Origin of the sequence: Erythrobacter sp. NE805 (genome assembly GCF_046452355.1) — a bacterium.
GTDB lineage: Bacteria > Pseudomonadota > Alphaproteobacteria > Sphingomonadales > Sphingomonadaceae > Erythrobacter.
This window is the reverse complement of record NZ_JBKFDI010000003.1, coordinates 291443-310799: the sequence shown is the minus strand read 5'-3', so window position 1 is coordinate 310799 and position 19357 is coordinate 291443. Positions and strand designations below refer to the sequence as shown.

16 protein-coding genes are annotated in these 19357 nt (G+C 69.0%); 8 read left to right on the top strand and 8 right to left on the bottom strand.

The features are described from left to right. Window positions 1-13: 13 nt before the first annotated feature. Window positions 14-2155, bottom strand: a complete 2142-nt coding sequence (locus ACLBKU_RS13010) for a PAS domain-containing protein (protein WP_410179980.1) — start codon at window positions 2153-2155, stop codon at window positions 14-16. Window positions 2156-2346: 191 nt separating this feature from the next. Here ACLBKU_RS13010 and ACLBKU_RS13005 point away from each other — a divergent pair, with 191 nt between their 5' ends. Then, window positions 2347-2589: a hypothetical protein gene (locus tag ACLBKU_RS13005; protein WP_410179979.1), complete on the top strand. Its 243-nt coding sequence runs from the start codon at window positions 2347-2349 to the stop codon at window positions 2587-2589. Between the two features lie 163 nt (window positions 2590-2752). Then, complete coding sequence (locus ACLBKU_RS13000; RefSeq protein WP_410179978.1) at window positions 2753-3490, top strand: Crp/Fnr family transcriptional regulator; 738 nt, start codon at window positions 2753-2755, stop codon at window positions 3488-3490. A gap of 3 nt (window positions 3491-3493) precedes the next feature. Here ACLBKU_RS13000 and ligD read toward each other — a convergent pair whose 3' ends face one another. Together ligD and ACLBKU_RS12990 are read right to left on the bottom strand one after the other, a co-directional pair. Next, window positions 3494-5971, bottom strand: coding sequence for a DNA ligase D (gene ligD, locus ACLBKU_RS12995; RefSeq protein ID WP_410179977.1), 2478 nt, complete (start codon window positions 5969-5971; stop codon window positions 3494-3496). A gap of 2 nt (window positions 5972-5973) precedes the next feature. Then, window positions 5974-6906, bottom strand: coding sequence for a Ku protein (locus tag ACLBKU_RS12990; RefSeq protein ID WP_410179976.1), 933 nt, complete (start codon window positions 6904-6906; stop codon window positions 5974-5976). A 146-nt stretch (window positions 6907-7052) separates the two neighbouring features. On the opposite strand from ACLBKU_RS12990, the gene ACLBKU_RS12985 reads away from it, so the two are divergent. Both ACLBKU_RS12985 and ACLBKU_RS12980 read left to right on the top strand, forming a co-directional pair. Continuing rightward, on the top strand, window positions 7053-7559 hold the full coding sequence (locus ACLBKU_RS12985; RefSeq protein WP_410179975.1) for a hemerythrin domain-containing protein: 507 nt from the start codon (window positions 7053-7055) through the stop codon (window positions 7557-7559). Then, window positions 7556-8086, top strand: a complete 531-nt coding sequence (locus ACLBKU_RS12980) for a CinA family protein (protein ID WP_410179974.1) — start codon at window positions 7556-7558, stop codon at window positions 8084-8086. The genes ACLBKU_RS12985 and ACLBKU_RS12980 overlap by 4 nt, the downstream gene beginning before the upstream one ends. On the opposite strand, the gene ACLBKU_RS12975 is transcribed toward ACLBKU_RS12980, so the two are convergent. Then, window positions 8083-9522, bottom strand: a complete 1440-nt coding sequence (locus tag ACLBKU_RS12975; RefSeq protein WP_410179973.1) for a hypothetical protein — start codon at window positions 9520-9522, stop codon at window positions 8083-8085. The two genes, ACLBKU_RS12980 and ACLBKU_RS12975, sit on opposite strands and share 4 nt — an antisense overlap. After that, complete coding sequence (gene glf, locus ACLBKU_RS12970; RefSeq protein WP_410179972.1) at window positions 9519-11861, bottom strand: UDP-galactopyranose mutase; 2343 nt, start codon at window positions 11859-11861, stop codon at window positions 9519-9521. Before glf ends, ACLBKU_RS12975 begins: the two co-directional genes overlap by 4 nt. A 477-nt stretch (window positions 11862-12338) precedes the next feature. Between glf and ACLBKU_RS12965 the strand changes: the two genes are divergently transcribed. Genes ACLBKU_RS12965 through ACLBKU_RS12950 form a run of 4 tightly spaced genes read left to right on the top strand, consistent with a single transcriptional unit; the run spans window position 12339 to window position 15228 of the window. Continuing rightward, entirely contained in the window at window positions 12339-13229 is an 891-nt protein-coding gene (locus ACLBKU_RS12965) for a manganese catalase family protein (protein WP_410179971.1), read from the top strand. 11 nt (window positions 13230-13240) lie between these two features. Continuing rightward, window positions 13241-14032, top strand: coding sequence for a ZIP family metal transporter (locus ACLBKU_RS12960; protein WP_410179970.1), 792 nt, complete (start codon window positions 13241-13243; stop codon window positions 14030-14032). 32 nt (window positions 14033-14064) lie between these two features. Beyond that, window positions 14065-14922 carry an SDR family oxidoreductase gene (locus ACLBKU_RS12955; RefSeq protein WP_410179969.1) on the top strand — a complete coding sequence of 286 codons (858 nt, stop codon included), beginning with the start codon at window positions 14065-14067 and terminating at the stop codon, window positions 14920-14922. A 3-nt stretch (window positions 14923-14925) separates the two neighbouring features. Next, a complete protein-coding gene (locus ACLBKU_RS12950) occupies window positions 14926-15228 on the top strand; it encodes a SemiSWEET family sugar transporter (protein ID WP_410179968.1) in 303 nt (100 codons plus the stop codon). Between the two features lie 44 nt (window positions 15229-15272). Here ACLBKU_RS12950 and ACLBKU_RS12945 read toward each other — a convergent pair whose 3' ends face one another. The 3 genes from ACLBKU_RS12945 to ACLBKU_RS12935 all read right to left on the bottom strand — a co-directional run bounded on the left by ACLBKU_RS12945 (window position 15273) and on the right by ACLBKU_RS12935 (window position 19343). Then, window positions 15273-15638, bottom strand: coding sequence for a PRC-barrel domain-containing protein (locus ACLBKU_RS12945; RefSeq protein ID WP_410179967.1), 366 nt, complete (start codon window positions 15636-15638; stop codon window positions 15273-15275). 247 nt (window positions 15639-15885) lie between these two features. Further along, window positions 15886-16746 (bottom strand): hypothetical protein, encoded by an 861-nt coding sequence (locus ACLBKU_RS12940; protein ID WP_410179966.1) that lies wholly within the window; start codon window positions 16744-16746, stop codon window positions 15886-15888. After that, complete coding sequence (locus ACLBKU_RS12935) at window positions 16746-19343, bottom strand: TonB-dependent receptor (RefSeq protein WP_410179965.1); 2598 nt, start codon at window positions 19341-19343, stop codon at window positions 16746-16748. Before ACLBKU_RS12935 ends, ACLBKU_RS12940 begins: the two co-directional genes overlap by 1 nt. Between the last annotated feature and the right edge of the window lie 14 nt (window positions 19344-19357).

Sequence of the window (19357 nt, the reverse complement as noted above, 5' to 3'; positions counted from 1 at the left end):
GCACTCGGGGTCCTTAGGTTCGGGTGTCAAGGATGCTGCCGGCATCGGACAGAGGGAATTCGAGTTCGGCGAGCATCCCGGTGTCGTGCACCGTGAAGCGTCCTTCGCCCTCCAGTTCGTAAGGCACGCGCTCCTCGATCAGGCGGCGGCCGAAGCCTTTGCGGTTGTTCTTGGTCGGCCCGCGCGGCGCGGTCTCCTGCCAGCGCAGCGCGACCCACGGCTTGTTGTCCTTCTCGTAGGTCGACCAGACGATGCGGATGTATCCGGTATCCCCCAGCGCCCCGTACTTGACCGAGTTGGTAGCGAGTTCGTGGATCGCCAGAGTGACGATCTCCGCCGCATGGGGGCTGAGCGCCACCTCCGGCCCGTCGACATGGGCCATGTCGGGCTGGACGGCGTGGACCACCAGCTCCTCGCGCACCAGTTCGGCCAAGTCGACGCTGCGGCCCGGCGAGCGGGTCAGGGTGCTCTGGGTGCGGCCCATCGCCTGGAGGCGGCCGATCAGGTGGTCGACATAATCGTCGACATTGCGGTGCGAGGGGGCCGAGAGCCGCGCCACCGAGCGCACCATGCCGATCAGGTTCCTGACTCGGTGCTGGAGCTCGGCCACGAGCAGCCGCTGCCACTCCTCCTCGCGCCGGCGCTGGGTGATGTCGATCATCGCGCCGAGCATCCGGACCGCCTTGCCGGTGTCGTCGTAGAGGAAGCGCCCGCGTGCGCTGACCCAGCGCATCTGGCCGTCCCGCTGGACGATTCGGTATTCGTTGACGTAGTCCTCGCCGCTCGCCCGCGCCTGCTCGACCTTCTCGTCACAGCCTGCGCGATCGTCAGGGTGCACGCGCTCGGCCCAGACCTCGTAGGTCGGCGTCACTTCGCCGACCTCGTAGCCTTCGATGCGGAAATGCTCGTCCGACCAGACGAGATCGCCGGTCTCGACGTTCCAGTCCCACATCGCGACCTTGCCGATCTCGGTCGCGACCAGCAGCATCTGCGCGCTGTGGACGACCTGGCTTTCGGCATTGCGGCGCTCGGTGATGTCGGCCGCCATGCCGAACCACTGGGTGATCGCACCCGCCTCGTCGAGCACGGGCACCGCGCGCGAGGACAGCCAGACGACCGACCCGTCGGGCGGGACGACCCGGCATTCGACGTGGAACGGCACGCGCCGGGCGATCGCGTCGTCGATCACCGCGCGCACCATCGCCCGGTCGCTGTCGAGCACGAACCGCTCGACCCAGTCGCTCTCCCGCGCGCCGACGTCGCCGAACAGATCCTTGCCGCCGACCCGCTCGACCACCGTGCCTTCGGGGTTCATGCGGTAGACGAGGTCCGAGCTCGCGTCGATCAGCGACTGGAGGCGGCTTTCGCTATCGCGCAGCGCGAATTCCATCCGCTTGCGCTCGGCTATGTCCTCGAAGAGGATGCCGACCTGGTAGGGGGCGGCATCGCCGATCGGGAAGGCAAAGACGTCGAACCAGCGGCCCATCGCCGGCGAGGCGCTTTCGAAGCGTTCGGCCACGCCGCTCCTCGCGATGCGCCCGTAGGTCTCCGGCCAGTAATCCTCGATGTCCGGCTGGAGGCTGCGCATCCGCTTGCCGATCGGATCGACCAGCCCGGTCTGGCCGACGAAGGCATCGTTCGCCTCGAGGAAGCGGTAATCGTGCCCCTTGCCGCTCGCGTCGAAGATCACCTCGATGATGCAGAAGCCCTCGTCGATCGCGTCGAACAGCAGCTTGTAGCGCGCGTCGGCCTCGCGCCGCTTCTCGCGGGCGCGGTGCTCGGCCGAGGCATCGCGGATCGTCGCCATGATCGCTTTGCGACCCGCGAAGGGCAGCGGAGTCAGCGTGGTCTCGTAGACGTTGGGATTCTCCGAACCCTTGCGCACCACGGACATGGGCTTTCCGGTGGCGAGCACCTCGGCGAACTCGTCCATCCACGCGTCGGCTATGTTCGGCCAGCACTCGCGCAGAGTCCGTCCGGTCACGTCGTGCAGGCCGAGGAACTCGCCGATCTGCCGGTTGGCCGCGAGATACCGCCAGTCGCCGATCGCCCCGTCCTCGCCGCCAATCGGTTCGAGGATGACGGCCGCCTCGGGCAGGGCGTCGAAAGCGGCGCGAAACAGCGCTTCGTTAAGGTCGTAAGGATGATCCGCCATGCGCCTTTCGTCCGCTGATGCTCGCATAGGGGAACGCGACTGTTCTTTGGCTAACATAGGTTCTCTTCGCTACAAGTCCAACGGCCAACTAATGCAGGATAAGGAGGTCCGCGCGGTGCGGGTGGAAGGCTCGCCCGCGTGACAGGGCAAGCGCGCGCGTCGCGTTGCCCGCCAACGAAGGAACCACTTTCATGCGCATGCTGCTCACCCTCTTCGCCGTCGGCGCTGCCGCCTATTTCGTCTCGCAGGCCCGCAAGGGCGAGGGCGCGGGACGCCGCGCCGCCTTCGCGCCGGACCAGCCGCAGGGCGGCGCCAACCCGGTGCGCGATGCCGGCCCCGAGGCGATGCGCGACGGCCAGGCGCACACCTGGTCCCCGGTCGACGAGGCGAGCGACCAGAGCTTCCCGGCGAGCGACCCGCCCGCCACCTATTGACGCGCGCGGCTTCGGCGCTTCGCCGCGCCGCGTCCCCGCGTCGAAACAGCCCGGCGCAGCTTTCGGCAGCAGGCTGTTAATCTGCGATAATGTCGCTTCGTTTCCCTTCGCCTTTGTGTCGGAGCGGTCGCGCGACCGCGCGAACCGACCAAGGGTGACGACAATGACGACACTGACCGCCGCCGGCATCGAGCCGCTGTTCCGCCTGCTCGGACGCTACATGCCGCTTGAGGAAGAGGACCGCGCGGCGCTGATGGCGCTCGAGACGGGGCCGATCTGCATCCGCGAGGGGCGACACGACATCGCGCGCGAGGGCGAGAACCCGAGCGTCGTGCGCCTGCTCGTCTCCGGCTGGGCGTGCCGCTACAAGGACCTGCCCGACGGGCGCCGCCAGATCGTCGGCTTTTTCCTGCCGGGCGACTTCTGCGACCTCAACATCTACATCCTGCGGGAGCTCGACCACTCGATCGGCGCGCTCACCGCGGTGCGCTACTACGAGATCCATCCCGACCAGTTCCAGCGGGTGATCGAGAGCCGCCCGCAGCTGCTGCGCGCGCTGCTGTGGCACGAGATGGTGTCCTCGGGAATCCAGCGCGAATGGCTGCTGTCGATCGGGCAGCGCTCGCCGCTGGAGCGGCTCGCGCATCTGTTTGTCGAGCTCTATTATCGCCTCTCGGCGGTGGGCCTCGCGACCGGGCTGAGCTTCGATTTCCCGATCACCCAGAATCACCTCGCCGAGGCGAACGGCCTCAGCCTCGTGCACCTCAATCGCACGCTCCAGGAGATGCGGCGCGAGGGGCTGATCGAGCTGTCGGACAAGCAGCTGAGGATCGGCGATCTCGACCGCCTGAAGCGGGTGGCGATGTTCAATTCGAACTACCTGCACTTCAACCGCAAGTAGCGCTCAGAGCGGCGGGAGCGCCTGCGCCGCGAAGCCCCAGCCCTTGAGCGCGGGGGAGGCGGCGCGCCTGGCAAGCTCTTCGGTGTCGTGGATCGAGAAGGCGTGCGCGCTCGCGAAGCCGTCGAGCTCGTCCCAGGTGATCGGCACGGCGACCGGCGCCCCGGGGCGCGAGCGGGCAGAATAGGGCACCACCGCGGTCGCACCCCGCTGGTTGCGCAGCCAGTCGATGAAGATCTTCCCCTTGCGCCTGGCCTTGCTCATCGTCGCGACGAAGCGATCGGGCTCGGCCTGCGAGAGCGCCTCGGCGAAGCGGCGGGCGAAGTCCTTGTGCTCGTCCCACGAATGCCCCGGGGTGAGCGGGACGACGACGTGCACGCCCTTGCCGCCCGAGAGCATCGGCACGCTCGCAAGGCCGATGTCGGCGAGGTGCCGGCCGATGTCGCGTGCCGCCTGCCTGACATCGCCGAAGTCGAGACCCTCGTCGGGATCGAGGTCAAAGATCATGCGGTCGGGGCTTTCCACGGCCTCGGCGCGCGCGCCCCAGGCGTGGAATTCGATGGTGCCCATCTGCACACATTGCAGGATGCCGCGCGCGTCGGTCACGTAGAGATAGTCCTCCGCTCCGCCGTCCTTCTCGCGGATCGGGACGTGGCGGACCGCATCGCCGAGTGCGCCCGAATCGTGCTTCTGGAAAAAGCATTTCCTCGCGCGCCCCTGCGGACAGCGCACCAGGCTGATCGGACGGCCCGCCAGAAAGGGGAGCATCAGCGGGGCGATGGCGGCGTAGTAGTCGGCAAGGCCGCCCTTGGTCTCGCCGCTCTCTGGGAAGATCACCCGCTCGCGGCTGGAGATGGTGACATCGGCCTGCGGAGCGGGGGCGGGCTGGGGGCGCTCGGGCCTGACGGCCCTCGCGGGCTTGTCGGCGCGTAAGGCCAGAAAGCTCGCATGGCGCACCCGGCCCTCGGCGGTGAACTCGGCGAAGGCGATCTCGGCGACGAGCTTCGGCGCAAGCCAGGTCACGCCGCGCGCCGTGGCGCGCTCGACCTCGACCGTGGGCTCATTGCGTTCGAGCTTCGCCATCTTCGCGGCGAGGTCGGCCATCGTGTCGGTGTCGAACCCCGTGCCGACATTGCCCTTGAAGACCAGCCTGCCGTCCTCGTTCTGGGCGAGCAGCAGCGAGGCGAAGGGGCGCCCCCGTGCGGATGACGCCTTGAAGCCGGCGATGACGAACTCCTGCCGCCGGGTGCACTTGACCTTGACCCAGCTCTTCGTCCGGCGGTCCGCATAGGGCGCGTCGATCGCCTTGGAGATGATCCCCTCCTGCCCCGCCTTGCACATCGCCGCGAAGAGCTGCTCGCCCGCGCCGATGACGTGGTCGGCGACATGGATCGGCGGCTGCGCCTCGGCAAGCAGCGCGGCGAGGCGCTCCTTGCGCTCGATGTTCGGGAGATCCGCGAGGTCCTCGCCGTTGGCCTCGAGAAGGTCGAAGGCGTGGAATTCGAGCTTGTCAGCGGACCCCTGCGATCCGTGGCCGCGCTTGAGGACGTTCTGGAGGCTCGAGAAATCGGGATTGCCGTCGGGCCCGGGCGCGACGATCTCGCCGTCGATGAGGGCGGGCGGCGGGTCGAGCGCGGCGAGCGCGGCGACGAGGGGGGCGAACTTGTCGGTCCAGTCCTGCCCGGTGCGGGTGTAGACCCTGGCCTCTCCGCCCTTCACCGCGACGAGCGCGCGGTAGCCGTCGAACTTGATCTCGTGCATCCAGCCATTGCCGGTGGGGACGGCATCGACGAGGGTCGCGAGTTGCGGCTTGCGGAAAGCGGGGAGCTTGGCGGCGCGCTTGCCTTTCGCCTTCAGCTTGGTCCGGACCTTCAGCGGAGCGGCGGGAGCAGTCGCGTCGGCCTCCTTACCCGCCGCGATCTCGGCCATCGAACGGCCCGTCGCGACGCTGGTCAGCGCCTGTTCGACGAGGGTGTCGCCCTCCTGCGCGAATTCATCCGTGACCTTCCTCAGGAGCCAGTTCTCGCGCTTCTCGCCGGGGCGGGGCTTGAGGCGGATCAACATCCACTCGCCCTTCATCCGCTCGCCCTCGAGGGTGAAGTGGAGGTGGCCTTCCTCGAGGTCCTTCGCGCTCTTGCCCGCGATCGGGGCCCAGGTGCCGCGGTCCCACAGCATGACGGTGCCGCCGCCGTATTCGCCCTCGGGGATCGTGCCCTCGAAGGTCGCATAATCAAGGGGATGGTCCTCGGTGCGGACCGCGAGGCGCTTCACCGAAGGATCGAGGCTTGGGCCCTTCGTCACGGCCCAGCTCTTGAGCACCCCGTCGACCTCGATGCGGAAATCCCAGTGGAGCCTTGTCGCGGCGTGCTTCTGCACCATGAAGATGTTGCCGCCCCCCTTGGCTGCCTTCCCCGCCGGCTCGGCGGTGCGCGCGAAGTCGCGCTTGGCGTTGTATTCGGCGAGCAGATCGGGCGATTTCGCCATGCCTAGCCCCGGCTTGCCGCCCGCTTGCGGGGGGCTTGGGCGGGCTTCTTGGGGGCTGGGGCGGGCTTCGCGGGGGCTTTGGCAGGGGTCGCCTTCTTCGCCGCCGGCTTCTTCGCGGGTTCAGGCTTCTTCGGGTCTTCGCCGCCCGTCGTCCCGACCGACTTCTTGAGCGCCGCCATCAGGTCGACGACATTGCTCCCCCGGCGTGGGCCTTCGTCCGCATCCTCGATGATCGCCTTGCCGGTCTTCGACTTCGCCTTCCGCTCGATCAGCGCCCGCAAGGCCTCGACATAGCGGTTCTCGAACTCGGCCGCGTCGAAGGGGGCGGTGCGCTTGTCGATGAGGGTGGTGGCGAGATCGAGCAGCTCGGCATCGGGCGCGGTGTCGTCGATCTCGCTGAAGAAGGCGCGCCCCTGCCGCACCTCGTCGGCATAGCGCAGGGTCTCGAGCAGCATCCCCTTGCCGCAGGGCTTCAGCGCGACGAGCTTCTCGCTCCCGCGCAGGGCGAGCTGGCCCAGCGCCACCTTCCTCGACCGGCGCAGCGCCTCGCGCAGCACCACGAAGGCCTCCTCGGCGAGCTGGTCCTTGGGCGCCACGTAGTAGGGCTTCTCGAAATAGAGCGGGTCGATCTCGTGCGCCTCGACGAACTGGACGAGCTCCAGCGTGCGCTTGCTCTCGAGCTTCACCGCCTCGATCTCGCGGTCCTCGAGGAGCACGTATTCGCCCTTCTCGACCTCGTAGCCCTTGATGATGTCCTCGCGCTTCACCGGGCCGATGCCGGGGACCACCTTCTCGTAGGCGATGCGCTTGCCACTCGGCTTGTGGACCTGGTTGAAATGGATCTGCGCGCCGGCCTTGGTGGCGGAGAAGATCTCGACGGGGATCGAGACCAGCGCGAGGCGGATCTGGCCGGACCAGTAGGCGCGGGCTGCCATGCTTTCTCTCGTCCTTTCGCACGCTGGGGGCGGTGGGACGAGAGGTGGAGCAGCGGGCGGGTGGGAGCACTAACATAGGCGTATGCCGCCATGGGCTGCGCGCGCGACACTTGCGCCGACTCAACCCTTCGCAGAGGAACCCCCCCATGGCCAAGCAATCCCCGACCCGCGACGCGCTGCAACTGCTCGCCGACGATCACCGCACCGTCGAGGCGCTGTTCGAGAAGTTCGAGACCACCCGCGGCGCGGCGACGCAGCAGAAGATCGTCCAGCAGATCTGCGAGGAGCTGACGATCCATTGCATCATCGAGGAGCAGGTCTTCTACCCCGCGGTGCGGGAGGCGGCGGACGACGATATGCTCGACGAGGCGCAGGTCGAGCACGACAGCGCCAAGGTGCTGATCGAGAGCCTTCAGGCCTCGACGCCCGAGGATCCCTTCTACGAGGCCAAGGTCAGCGTCCTGAAGGAGCAGGTCGAGCACCACGTCTACGAGGAGGAGCGCCAGCGCGGCTCGATCTTCGCGCAGGCGCGCAGGAGCGAGGTCGACCTTGTCGCGCTCGGCGCGCAGATGGCCGAGCTCAAGGCGGAGCTGAAGGCGCAGGCCAAGGCCGGCTCGCTGGAGGCGCCGGAGAAGGTCGCCTTGCGGGCATGACCGCCGCGAGAGAGGCGGACCTCGCCGAACGCCCGGTGCCGGAGATCGGGGAACTTCACGCGGCGGCCAGGGCGCTGCTCGAGAAGCTCGACGCAAAGGAGGTCACGCTGGTGACGGCGGAAAGCTGCACCGGCGGCTTCCTCGCCTCGCTCGCGACCGACATCGAGGGGCTGAGCCACGCCTTCGACCGCGGCTTCGTGACCTACACCAAGGACGCCAAGCAGGAACTGCTCGGGGTCGATGCCGCAATGCTCGACCGCGAGGGCGCGGTGAGCGAGCCGGTCGCCCGCGCGATGGCCGAAGGCTGCCTCGCGCGCTCGGGCGCCGGGCTGGCGCTCGCGATCACCGGCTTTGCGGGCTCGTCGGACCCCGCGGAGGACGAGGGGCCGGGCGTCACCTATGTGGGCGTCGCGCTGCCGGGGCGCACCACCGTCACCCGCATCGACTACGGCAAGCGCGAGCGGCGCGACATCCGCAACCTCGTCAGCCTCGCGGCGCTGGAGCTGGGGCTGAAGGCCTTGCGCTAGCAGCCGTCGGGCGCGGGGGTGACGGCGAGCGCGATGTCCTGCACCCCGCCCATCGTCAGCACCACCAGCGAGCCGTCGCAGCGGGTGTGCACCTGGCAGGCCTCGCGCGCGCCGGTGACGGTGTTGACCTGCGTCACGTCGTAGCACCCGGGGGCGAGGCCGGCGAGTTCGAGGTGGCGGGCGACCGCGCCGTCCGCCTCGCCCGCCATCAGCGCGATCACCGCCTGGTCCGCGTCGCCGCAGCCGACCGCGAGCCCGGTGAAGTCGTGGACCCTGAGGCGCTCGCCCAGCGGGCGTCGGTCGAAGCGCTGCCAGTCGATCAGCGGCACGAAGTCGGCGAAGATCTTCTGCGCCGCGTGCATCTCGGGGAGCAGCACGTGGGGGTGGCGATAGGGCCAGCGCATCCCTCCGCCCGCGCCGCCGATCGCCACGTGCGCCCACTGGGTGCGGCGGAAGCAGGCGGTGTCGAAGCTGTCGGGCAGGGTCAGGCGGCGGTCCTTGAAGGCATGGACCGGCCCGTGCTCGGTGTCGAGTACCGGGCGACCGGGCACGGTCTGCGACACCGCGTCGCGCATCAGCCGCACGGTCGCCTCGGCCGGCTCGAGCGAGGAGCGCGGGGCGTCGAGCGTGCCGTGCTCGTAGAGGTGGACGCTCGCGAAATCGAGCGAGGGGTGACGGAAGATCACCTCGCCGAGATCGGGCGCGGCGACGAGGTTGGGGTGGAACACCGAGACGGTCTGGAGATGCGCGCGGCCGTGGAGGCGGATTTCCTCCTCGCGCAGCGCCGCCGAGACCTCGGTGACGAAGTGGTGCGTCGCGGCAAGGTCGCCGCCGGCGTAGAAGGCGTCGATCTCGTTCCACAGGTCCCATGCGAAGACTGCGGGGCTGTGCCCCCAGCGGCGGGTCGCGAACAGCAGCCGGTTGATGACGGCCGCGCGGGTGTCCGGGCAGGTGAACATCGTCTCGAGCCGCTCCGCCGGACCGCCGCAGTGGCGCGAATAGGGGTGGCTCTTCCACCGCTTGACCATGAAGAAGGTGTCGAAGGGGGTGAGGAGAAAGCGGATGGCGTGCTTTTCGCCCAGCGCGACGAGGTCGTCCCACATCCGCACCATCGCCGGGCTGAATTCCCCGACCCGGTGCTCGAGGGCGCGGTGCGGGACCTGGCTGTAGTCGAGCATCAGCCTCAGGCAATTGACCCCGCTCGCCGCAAGCTCGGCGAAATGCGCCTCGACCGGGGCGACGTCGCGGCGGCGGTGGAGGCCCGCGAGGCGCGGCCAGGTGACCGCCTCGTTGTGCCCGACCGGCATCCACGCCTCGCCCGCCTCGGTCTCGAAATAGGGCGCACCCGCGGCGCAGCGGATCCACGCCGACCCCTCGGCGGGCGGGTCGACGCGGCGGACCGCATCGCGCGAGAGTTCGGCGGCGGGCTTCATCATTCCGCCGCCACCGCCTTGGACCCCGCCAGGGCCTCCGTGCGCCAGCGCGCATCGAGCCGCCGCCACGTGGCGAGCGCTTGCCCTACGATCTGGTCCATGTTGTAGTAGCGGTAGGTGGCGAGACGCCCGACGAAGGTCACCCCCTGCTGCGCCCGGGCGAGCGCGTCGTAGCGCTTGTACATCGCCTGCGCCTCGTCGTTGGGGATCGGGTAGTAGGGATCGCCCTCGTCGGCGGGGTATTCGCGGGTGATGCTGGTCACCGGGGCGACCTGTCCGGTGAGGTGCTTGTACTCGGTGATCCGGGTGTAGGGCACCGCGTAGTCCGGATAGTTCACCACCGCGACTGGCTGGGCCTGCTCGACCTCGAGAGTCTCGTGCTCGAAGCGCAGCGAGCGGTAGGGCAGCTTGCCGAGGCGGTGGCCGAAATACTCGTCGATCGGGCCGGTCCACACCAGGTGGTCCCAGGTGATGTCGGCGGGCAGCTCGTCGAAGGCGATGCCGGTCATCACCGTGATCCGCGGCTCGTCGAGCATCGCGGCGAACATCGCGGTGTAGCCGTCGGCCGGCATGCACTGGTAGGTGTCGGTGAAGTAGCGATCATCGGTGTTGGTCCGCGCCGGGACGCGCGCGGCGACCGACTTGTCGAGCTCGCTCGGATCCTTCGCCCACTGCTTGCGGGTGTAGCCCTCGAAGAACTTTTCGTAGAGGTCGGTGCCGACCTGCGCCACGACCTGGTCGCGCGAGGACTTGATCTCGGGCAGGTCGACGGCGACCGACTTCAAGTAGGCCTCGGCCTCCTCCTCGGTCTTCAGGTCAAGGCCGTAGAGCGCATTGAGCGTCGTCCGGTTGATCGGCATCGGCACCAGCTTGCCGTCGACATGGGCGAGCACGCGGTGCTCGTATGGCCGCCAGCGGGTGAAGCGCGACAGGTAGTCGAGGATGTCGCGGCTGTTGGTGTGGAAGATGTGCGGCCCGTACTTGTGGACGAGGATACCCGCCGCGTCGGCATGGTCGTAGGCGTTGCCGGCGATGTGCGGACGCTTGTCGATGACCAGCACCGAGCGGCCCGAGCCCGCCGCGATGCGCTCGGCCATGACCGAGCCGGCGAAGCCCGCGCCGACCACCAGCACATCGTAGTGCCGCTTGCCGCGGCCCGTGACGGCGCTCGCGGGCGTGGCGATGCGGCGGCGGGCGACGAAGCCGTTCTCGATCTCGCGCTCGATCCGCGCGGCGATTCCGTCCCAGCTCTGGGAGGCGAGGCAGTCGCGCGCCTCGCTGCGCCAATGCGCGCGGGCCGAGGCGGGGGCGCGCAGGAACGCCTCGCAGGACTTGACGAAACCGTGCGCGTCGCGGGCGATTGCGACGCTCTCGAACTCGCCGTATCCCAAGACGACGTCGCGCACCGGGGTGGAGACGACGGGGAGCCCGCTCGCCATGTATTCGGGGGTCTTGGTCGGGCTGATGAATTCGGTCGAGGCGTTGAGAGCGAAGGGCATCAGCGCGACGTCCCAGCCCGCGGCATAGGCGGGCAGCTCGGCATAGTCCTTGCGGCCGAGCCAGTGGATGTTGGGCTCGCGCGGGAGGTCCTCGGGGGCGATCTTCACCACCGGGCCGACCATCACGATGGACCATTCGGGGCGCAGGCGGGCCATCTCGCGCACGAGATCGAGATCCATACGCTCGTCGATCACCCCGTAGAAGCCGAGGCGCGGGCGGGGGAGCGCGGCCTGGTCGGCGGGTTCGGGGAGGCCCTCCGCACCGCGCGCGAAATGCGCGACGTCGACGCCCGAGGGCACGCAGTGGATGTTGTGGTGGCGGGCTTTGCGCGCCTCGTAGAGGCTCCGCCCGCCGCACAGCACGAGGTCCGCGCGCGCCATCAGCGCCGCCTCGCGCCGGGCGATGTCCTCCGGGGCGAAGGCGAAATTGGCGAGCTCGTCCATGCAGTCGTAGACGACGAGGTCGGGGCGGATGCCGGCGCTGAAGGCGAGCATCATCGGGGTGTAGTACCAGAACACCAGCGGACGGCTCTCGCCTTCGAGCATCCCAGCGAGAAGGTCGCGCAGCGCCGCGTCGGTCGCCGCGGGGTCGAGGCCGGGCGGCAGCACCGGCTCGGCGCGCACGAGGCCGCTCTCCATGACCGTCCAGTCGAGCCGCGGCGCGGCGCAATCCGCCTCCTCGCGCGGCTCCTCCCAGTACACGATGTCGAACTGGCCGAGCAGCCGGGTAAGGATGTGCTGGGGCCGCTGGAACACGAGGTTCCAGCGCAGGTGCGAGAAGCAGACGATCACCGGACGCCCGACGGGGTTGGCCGAGGGGCGGGGCTCAGTCGGGCGGTGCATGGTGTCTTTGCCTTTTCGGATCGGGTGGCCGCCTGCCCGGGACCTGACAGGCGGCATCGCGCTGAAGGCGATGGCCCCGGCCTAGCGCAATGCGGCGAGGAGCCGTCTTACTTATGTGAATCACACTGGATGGCCCGGCGATCCGCCTTGATTTCGCGACGAAAAACAGGCGCCGCGCTTGGGCGTTGTGAACTCATGTTATGGGGCCTGTCCCGATCTGCTCTCAGTCTTGAGTGACTCAGGGAAAGCGCGATTACGCTACGGATCGGAGTATTATTTATGTCTTATGATACCGGACCCCTCTTGCCCTTCTGGATACTCGGCGTGCCGCTCGTCTATGCTGTCGTCAGCTGGATGAGGATGCCCAAGCGTCATGACCTCGCACCCGGCGACGGTCCGCGCAGCGCCCACCGCTGAAGCCCTGACATTCTCTAGGGCTGCGCGGCACCCCGCGCGGCCTCGACAAGGAGGCTGCCCATGTTCAGCCACAACAAGCGTCTGCAATACACCGTCCGCGTGAGCGAGCCGAACCCCGCGCTCGCCTCGCTGCTGCTCGAACAGTTCGGCGGACCCGACGGCGAGCTCGCCGCGGCGATGCGCTACTTCACGCAAGGCCTCGCCGAGGAGGACCCGGGCCGCAAGGACATGCTGCTCGACATCGCCACCGAGGAGCTCTCCCACCTCGAAGTGATCGGCTCGATCGTCGCGATGCTCAACAAGGGCGCCAAGGGCGACCTTGCCGAGGCGGCGCTCGAGGAAGCCGAGCTCTACCGCTCGCTGACGGCGGGCGGGAACAGCCACACCCAGGCGATCCTCTACGGCGGCGGGCCGGCGCTCACCAACTCCTCGGGCGTGCCGTGGACCGCGGCCTACGTGGACTCGCGGGGCGATCCGACCTGCGACCTCAGATCGAACATCGCCGCCGAGAGCCGGGCGAAGATCATCTACGAACGGCTGATCGCGATCACCGACGATCCGGGGATCAAGGACGCATTGGGCTTCCTGATGACCCGCGAGATCGCGCACCAGAAGAGCTTCGAGAAGGCGCTCTACGCGATGGCCGACAACTTCCCGCCGGGACGCCTGCCCGGAATGGAGCCCTATGACCGGGTCTATGTCAACGCCTCGACCGGCCCCGGCGACATGGACGGGCCGTGGAACAGCGGTCCCGAATGGGAGCGCACCGACGAGAACGACATGAAGACGCCGATCGACGGCGGCGATGGCCTCGCCGAGGTCACGCTGCCCGCCGAGCAGGTGAAGACCGTCGAGGCGATGATGCTGCGCACCAAGTCGGACCCGAACAGCGATCCGCTGACCGGGGTCGATCTCGCGGTCGGTCCGCCTGTCGAAGCCGACGAAGACTGACGCCTGTCGCGATGCCCGGCGCAGCACTCCTCGGGATCGCGGCGAGCCTGTTCGCCGGTGCCTTTACGGGCATCGGCGGGCTGCTCGTCGCGGCCTCTGGAGCGCCCGACGCGCGGCGGCAGAACCTCCTCATCGGCTTTGCTGCGGGGGTGATGATCGCCGCCGCGGTCTTCTCGCTGATCCTTCCCGCCTTCGCGCAGATGCGGGGCGGCGGCGCTTCGCTGGCTGGCGCCGCCCTCGGCGTGATCGCCGCGGTGTGGCTCGGCGCGCTCGCGATGGGGCGGCTCGGTCACTGGGCCGACGGGCTCGCCGCCCGCGGCCGCCTGCCCGAGCGGTGGGGCGCGGCGCTGGGCATCGCGCAAGAGCGCCGCATCGCGCTGTTCATCGTCGCGATCACTCTCCACAACCTGCCCGAGGGCGCCGCGGTCGGCATCAGCTTCATGGGCGGCGACCCGTCGCTCGGCTGGGCGACGATGTTCGGCATCGGCCTCCAGAACATCCCGGAGGGCATGGCGGTCGCCGCGCTGCTGGCGAGCCTCGGTTGGAGCCGCTCGGCCTGCGCGCTCGCCGCGCTCGCCACCGGGCTGGTCGAGCCGCTCGGCGGGGCGCTCGCCGTCGCGGTCGCGGGCCTTTCGGCCGCGGTGCTCCCCTGGGCGCTCGGCTTTGCCGCGGGGGCGATGCTGTTCGTCGTCGTCGCCGAGATCCTCCCCCACACCCGCCGCCAGATCGCGCACGGCTCGGCGACGCCGGCGCTGATGGCGGGCCTTGCACTGATGATGGTGCTCGATGTCACCCTCGCCTGACCCCACACTCCCCCCTGAAGAAGGAACTCCCCATGTCCGATAGCTACCTCGTCTCCAAGATGGAGGAAGGCGACCTCCCCGGCCTCGAGGCCGATCTCGATCCCAAGCCCGACTGGGAGCCGCGCTACCCCGGCTCGGGGCGGCTCGAGGGCAAGGTCGCGATCGTCACCGGCGGCGATTCCGGCATCGGCCGCGCCGTCGCCGTCCTGTTCGCGCGCGAGGGGGCGGACATCGTGATCTCGCATCTCGAGGAGGAGGAGGACGCGATGGCCACCGCCGAGATGGTCGAGGACGAGGGCGCCCGGGCCGTCACTATCGCCGGCGACATCGGCGACCGCGACCACTGCCGCGAGATCGTCGACCTTGCGATCCGCAAGTTCGGCAAGATCGACATCCTCGTCAACAATGCGGGCGAACAGCACCCCGACAAGGAGGTGACCGGGATCAGCAAGAAGCAGCTGAAGCGCACCTTCCAGACCAATGTCTTCGGGATGTTCTACATGGTCCAGGCGGCGATGCCGCACCTCGAGAGGGGCGCAGCGATCATCAACTGCACCTCGGTGACGATGTACCAGGGCGCCGAGGAGCTGCTTGACTACTCGGCCACCAAGGGCGCGATCACCGCCTTCACCCGCTCGCTCTCGCAGAACCTCGCCAGCAAGGGCATCCGCGTCAATGGGGTCGCGCCGGGGCCGATCTGGACGCCGCTCAACCCGATGGGCGGGGCGAGCGAGGAGAAGCTCGCAACCTTCGGCCAGAACGTGCCGATGGGCCGCCCCGGCCAGCCCAACGAGGTCGCGCCCGCCTTCCTGTTCCTCGCCTGCGAGGATTCGAGCTACATGAGCGGGCAGGTGCTCCACCCCAATGGCGGGACGATCGTCGGCAGCTGAGACATGAACTTCGACTGGACCACCGTGATCGGCACGGTCGGGGCCGCGGCCTCGGTCGCGAGCTTCACCCCGCAGGCGTGGAAGATCATCCGCGAGCGCTCGACCAAGGGGCTGAGCCTCGCGATGTTCGCGCTGACCTGCCTCTCCTTCGCCTCGTGGACGACCTTCGGGGTGCTGAAGGGCGAGTGGACGCTGATCATCCCCAACGCGATCTGCCTCGCCTTCGCGCTGTTCATCTTCGCGATGATCGCCTTGCCCGCGCGCAAGACCAGGGAGGTCGCCGAGACGCTCGACCCGACGACCTGACGGCCCCGCCCGCTCTCCGGGCGGGGCCTCGGTGTCTCGGAGAATCAGTAGCTTACGCCGTAGTAGGTGAAGACCGCGCGGTCGTAATCGGCGTTGTATTCCGGCGCCTCCTCTTCGCTGCCGTAGCGCGGGGCGTCCTCGAGCATGTCCTTGTCGAGGTCGACGACATAGCCGCCGTGGTCGGTGCTGTAGGACAGCATCTGCCACGGCACGGGGTAGTAATCGGCGCCGACCCCGAGGAAACCGCCGAATTGCAGCACGGCATATTCGGCCTGGCCCGACCGCTTGTCGACCATGAAGCTGGTGATCGTGCCGAGCCGGTCGCCGTCGGGGTCGTAGACCGCGGTGCCCTCGACCTTGCTCGAGGCGATGAGTTCGCGGGTTTCGTCGGTGTTGATGGATTGGCTCATGACATGTCCTCCTGTGTTTGAGCGGCTGCGAGGCTGCGCGGGGGAGGCGGGGGCGGCCTTCACATAGGTCAGGCGGGGCGGGAGGGTGCCCCGGCCCGCCCTGCGGTTGCGACCAGCAGCGGCGCGCGATGTTTGAGGTGAAACAATGCGCGCAAACGCCGGCTGGAGGGGGTCTGGACGAGGCTGGAGGGGGTCTGGCGCGACCTGGGCCCGGGCTGGAGCGGGCCTGACGCCGCGCGAGAGCGGGTCAGCGCGCGGGCCGGACTTCGGGCATCCGCAACACCACCACTTCGCCGCTGCGCCGCGTGATCGCGTAGATCGTGCGCCCGGCGCTGCGGTCCCACGCCCAGGCCTGTCCCTCGATCGGCGCCGCGATGGTCGCGACGTGTTCGAGCACCGGGCCCTCGCGCGGGATGCGCAGGACATAGAACTCGGGTGCGTCGTGGCCGGTCAGGTAGAGGAGCCCGTCAGGGCCGAAGCTGCCGCCCGAGACCGAGTGCGGGGCGAGGCGGGTCAGCACGCTGTCGGGCAGGGCATAGCCGCCGACCTCGGCGAAGGCGTCGTTGAGCAGCATGATCCGCGTGTCGCGATGGGTGCGCCCGAGATGGCTGCGCGGCGGGTCGTAGTTGGCGAGCAGCGCCCACCACAGCGGCCCGCGCCGCTCGATCCAGGTCAGCGAGCCGTCGCGCACCCCGAGCGGCACCGAGCGCAGGTGCTTCATCGTCCGGGTGTCGAACACCTCGACCGAGCTCGCCATCGGCGTCTCAGGGTAATTGCTGTTGGCGCAGACCAGCTCGGTCTTCAGGGCGACGCAGCTGTTGAGGTGGCGGATCGCGATGCGGTCGCCCACCCATTCGGCGAGCTTCGCGCCGTCGGACTTGCGATACTTGCCGATGCGGCTGTTGACGACGGCGTAGAAGTGGCGCGCGTCGACCGCGACACCCTGCCGCGCCTCGGGCGCGGTCCAGCGGGCGACCTCGGTTGCGGCGAGGCTCTCGTCGGGCGGCGGAGGCGCGGGGGGCGCGGCGCGCGGCGGCGCCTCGGGCGCCGTCTGCGCCGCGACCGGCGCCGCGAGTGCGCAGGCGAGGGCGAGCGCCAGCCGCCGCATCACAGCACCACTGAGGCGCCGATGCTGAAGGTGCGGCCGTATTGCGCGGATTCCTGCAGGAGGTCGCGGTTCGGTCCGGTCAGCTCGATGCGGCGGCTGTCGGTGAGGTTCTCGCCCTCGACGAACAGGTCGATGTTGGGCGTCACCCGGAAGCGGATCTGCGCGTCGAGCGTGCCGCGCCACTTCCAGAACTGGTCGGCGGCGGGGATGGTCTGGTTGATCGTTTCGAGGAAGCCCCCGGTGTAGTTGTAGGCGACCCGCGCCTCGAGAGGACCCTTCTCGTAGAACACCGAGGCGTTCGCCGCCCATTTCGGCTGGAGGAAGAAGCCGAGCTTGCGCGGGCCCGCGGTGGTGAGCACCTCAAGGTCGCTGTCGATGAAGGTGCCGTTGAGGTTGATCCCCAGCCCGTCGAAGGGTTCGGGCAGGAAGGTCAGCGACTGCTGCACCGCCGCCTCGATCCCGAAGATCGTCGCCGACTGGGCGTTGTCGGGCTGCGAGACCTCGACCTGCTCGGGTCCGCGGCCGATGCCGAGGTCGAGCGTCTCGACCGAGGTGAGGGTGAAGATCTCGTTCTTGATGTCCTTGTAGAACACCCCGATCGAGAACAGCCCGCCGTTGCCGGTGTAATATTCCGCCGAGAGGTCGAGCCCCATCGATTCGCGCGGCTTCAGGCCCGGGTTGCCGCGGGCGAGGGTGGGGATCGCCCCGGCGATGAGGTTGAGCGTCTCGCGCGCGGTCACGTCGCCGAAATTGGCGCGGCCGATGGTGTTGGTCCAGGCGGCGCGCAGCACGAAGTCGGGCGCGGCGTTCCAGCGCAGGTGGATGCTGGGGAGCACGCTGTCGAAGCCGCCCTCGGCGTTCGAGGGCGCGGCGACGCCGCCGGTGACCCGCACCGAGGTCGAGCTCACTTCGGTGCGCTCGTAGCGCAGGCCGCCCAGCGCCTCGAGGTCGCCGAACTTGGCGCGCGCCTGGACAAAGCCGCCGTAGATGTCCTCGGTGACGGTGAAATCGCCGTTGACGTTGTTGGTCGCGGCGGTGAAGGCGCTGCGGTTGGCGTTGAAGAAGGCGAGCGCCTTGTCGCGATCGATCGCGAGGTCGAAGCGCTTGCCGCCGATCACCTTGAGGGGCTTGCGCACGAAGGCGTCGGCGAGCGTGTAGGTGACGCCCGAGTTCGCCGCGAGGCTGTAGGTGGTCTGGTCCTGGTTGCGGACATGGTCGGTGCGGCGGAAGATCCCGCCCGCCTTGAGCTCGACCTCGGCGCCGCCCGCATCGAGGTCGTAGGTGAGGTTGAGCCGCCCCTCGTAGATGTCCTGATTGGTGGTGTTGAGGCTCTCGGTGCGGCTGAGGAAGGGGTGGAGCGCCGGGTTGCCGAGGCTCGCGGGGGTGATCGGGGCGAACTCGAAGAAGAAGTCGGTGGTGTCGTAGTTGAAGCCGAAGGCGGCGCTGCTCGCTGAGCGGAAGGTCTCGCCGCGGCCGACCTCCTTGCCCTCGCCGCCCGAATAGACCGCGTCGAAATCGATCCGCAGCTGCTCGCTCGCCTCGAAGCGCGCGTTGTACTGGACGTTCCAGATCGCCTGGGTGGTGGTCGGCAGGTTCAGGTTGATGACGTTGCGCGCACTCGCGAAAGTGCCGCTCGTCGCGGTCTGGTTGGTGACGTTGCCGACCTGTTCGAGCCGGTTCTCGTCGCGGGTCTCGTTGTCCTTGAAACGGTTGTAGGTGCCGAACAGGCGCATGTAGACGGCCTGGCTCGGCTGCCATTCGAGCGCCAGCGCCCCGCCGATGCGCTCGCGCACGTTGTTGTAGAGGAACAGGCGCTCCTGCACCGGCACCGGGATGCCGTTCCCCCGCCCGAGGTCGACCGGCGCGCCGGCGGCGGTGTATTCGCGGAAGCTCGGCGTGGCGGTCTCGAACTGGGTGATGTCGTAGTTGCGCAGCGAGTAGTTGAGCTGGCCGACGATGCCGAACTGCCCGTCGGGCCCGAAGCGGGTGCCGCCCTGCGCGTTCGCGCGCCAGCTCACCTTCTGGCTGGCGATGTCGTCGGCCTGCTCGAGCAGGGTGTAGGCCGCGGTCGCGTTGAGGAAGGGCTTGTCGCTGTCGAAGGCGCTGCGGGTGACGATGTTGATGATCCCGCCGATCGCGTTGGGGTCCATCTCGGGGGTGACGGTCTTGGTGACCTCGAGCCGCTGCGCGAAGTTCGAGGGCACGGTGTCGAGCGGCACCGTGCGCGAGCCGCCGTTGTCGCCGGTGGCGACGATCGCGCCGTTGATCTGGGTGCGGTTGTAGGTCGGGGGAAGCCCGCGGATCGAGGGGAAGCGCGGCTCGTTCTGGTCCTCCTGCACCGAGACGCCGGGGATGCGGCGGAGCGCCGCGGCGGTGTTCTGGTCGGGCAGGCGGCCGATGTCGTCCGAGACGATCGAATCCGAGACGACGAAGGCCTCGCGCTTGGCCTCGACCGCTTCGAGTTCGCCCTTGCGGAAGCCGGTGACGACGATCTCCTCGGCGTCCTTCTCGGCGGCGGGCCGATCCTGCGCGGCGAGCGCGGAGACGGGCGCGAGGACGAGCGCCGAAGCGCCGAAAAGCCATGTCGACTTCAGCATGAGAATTCCCCCTT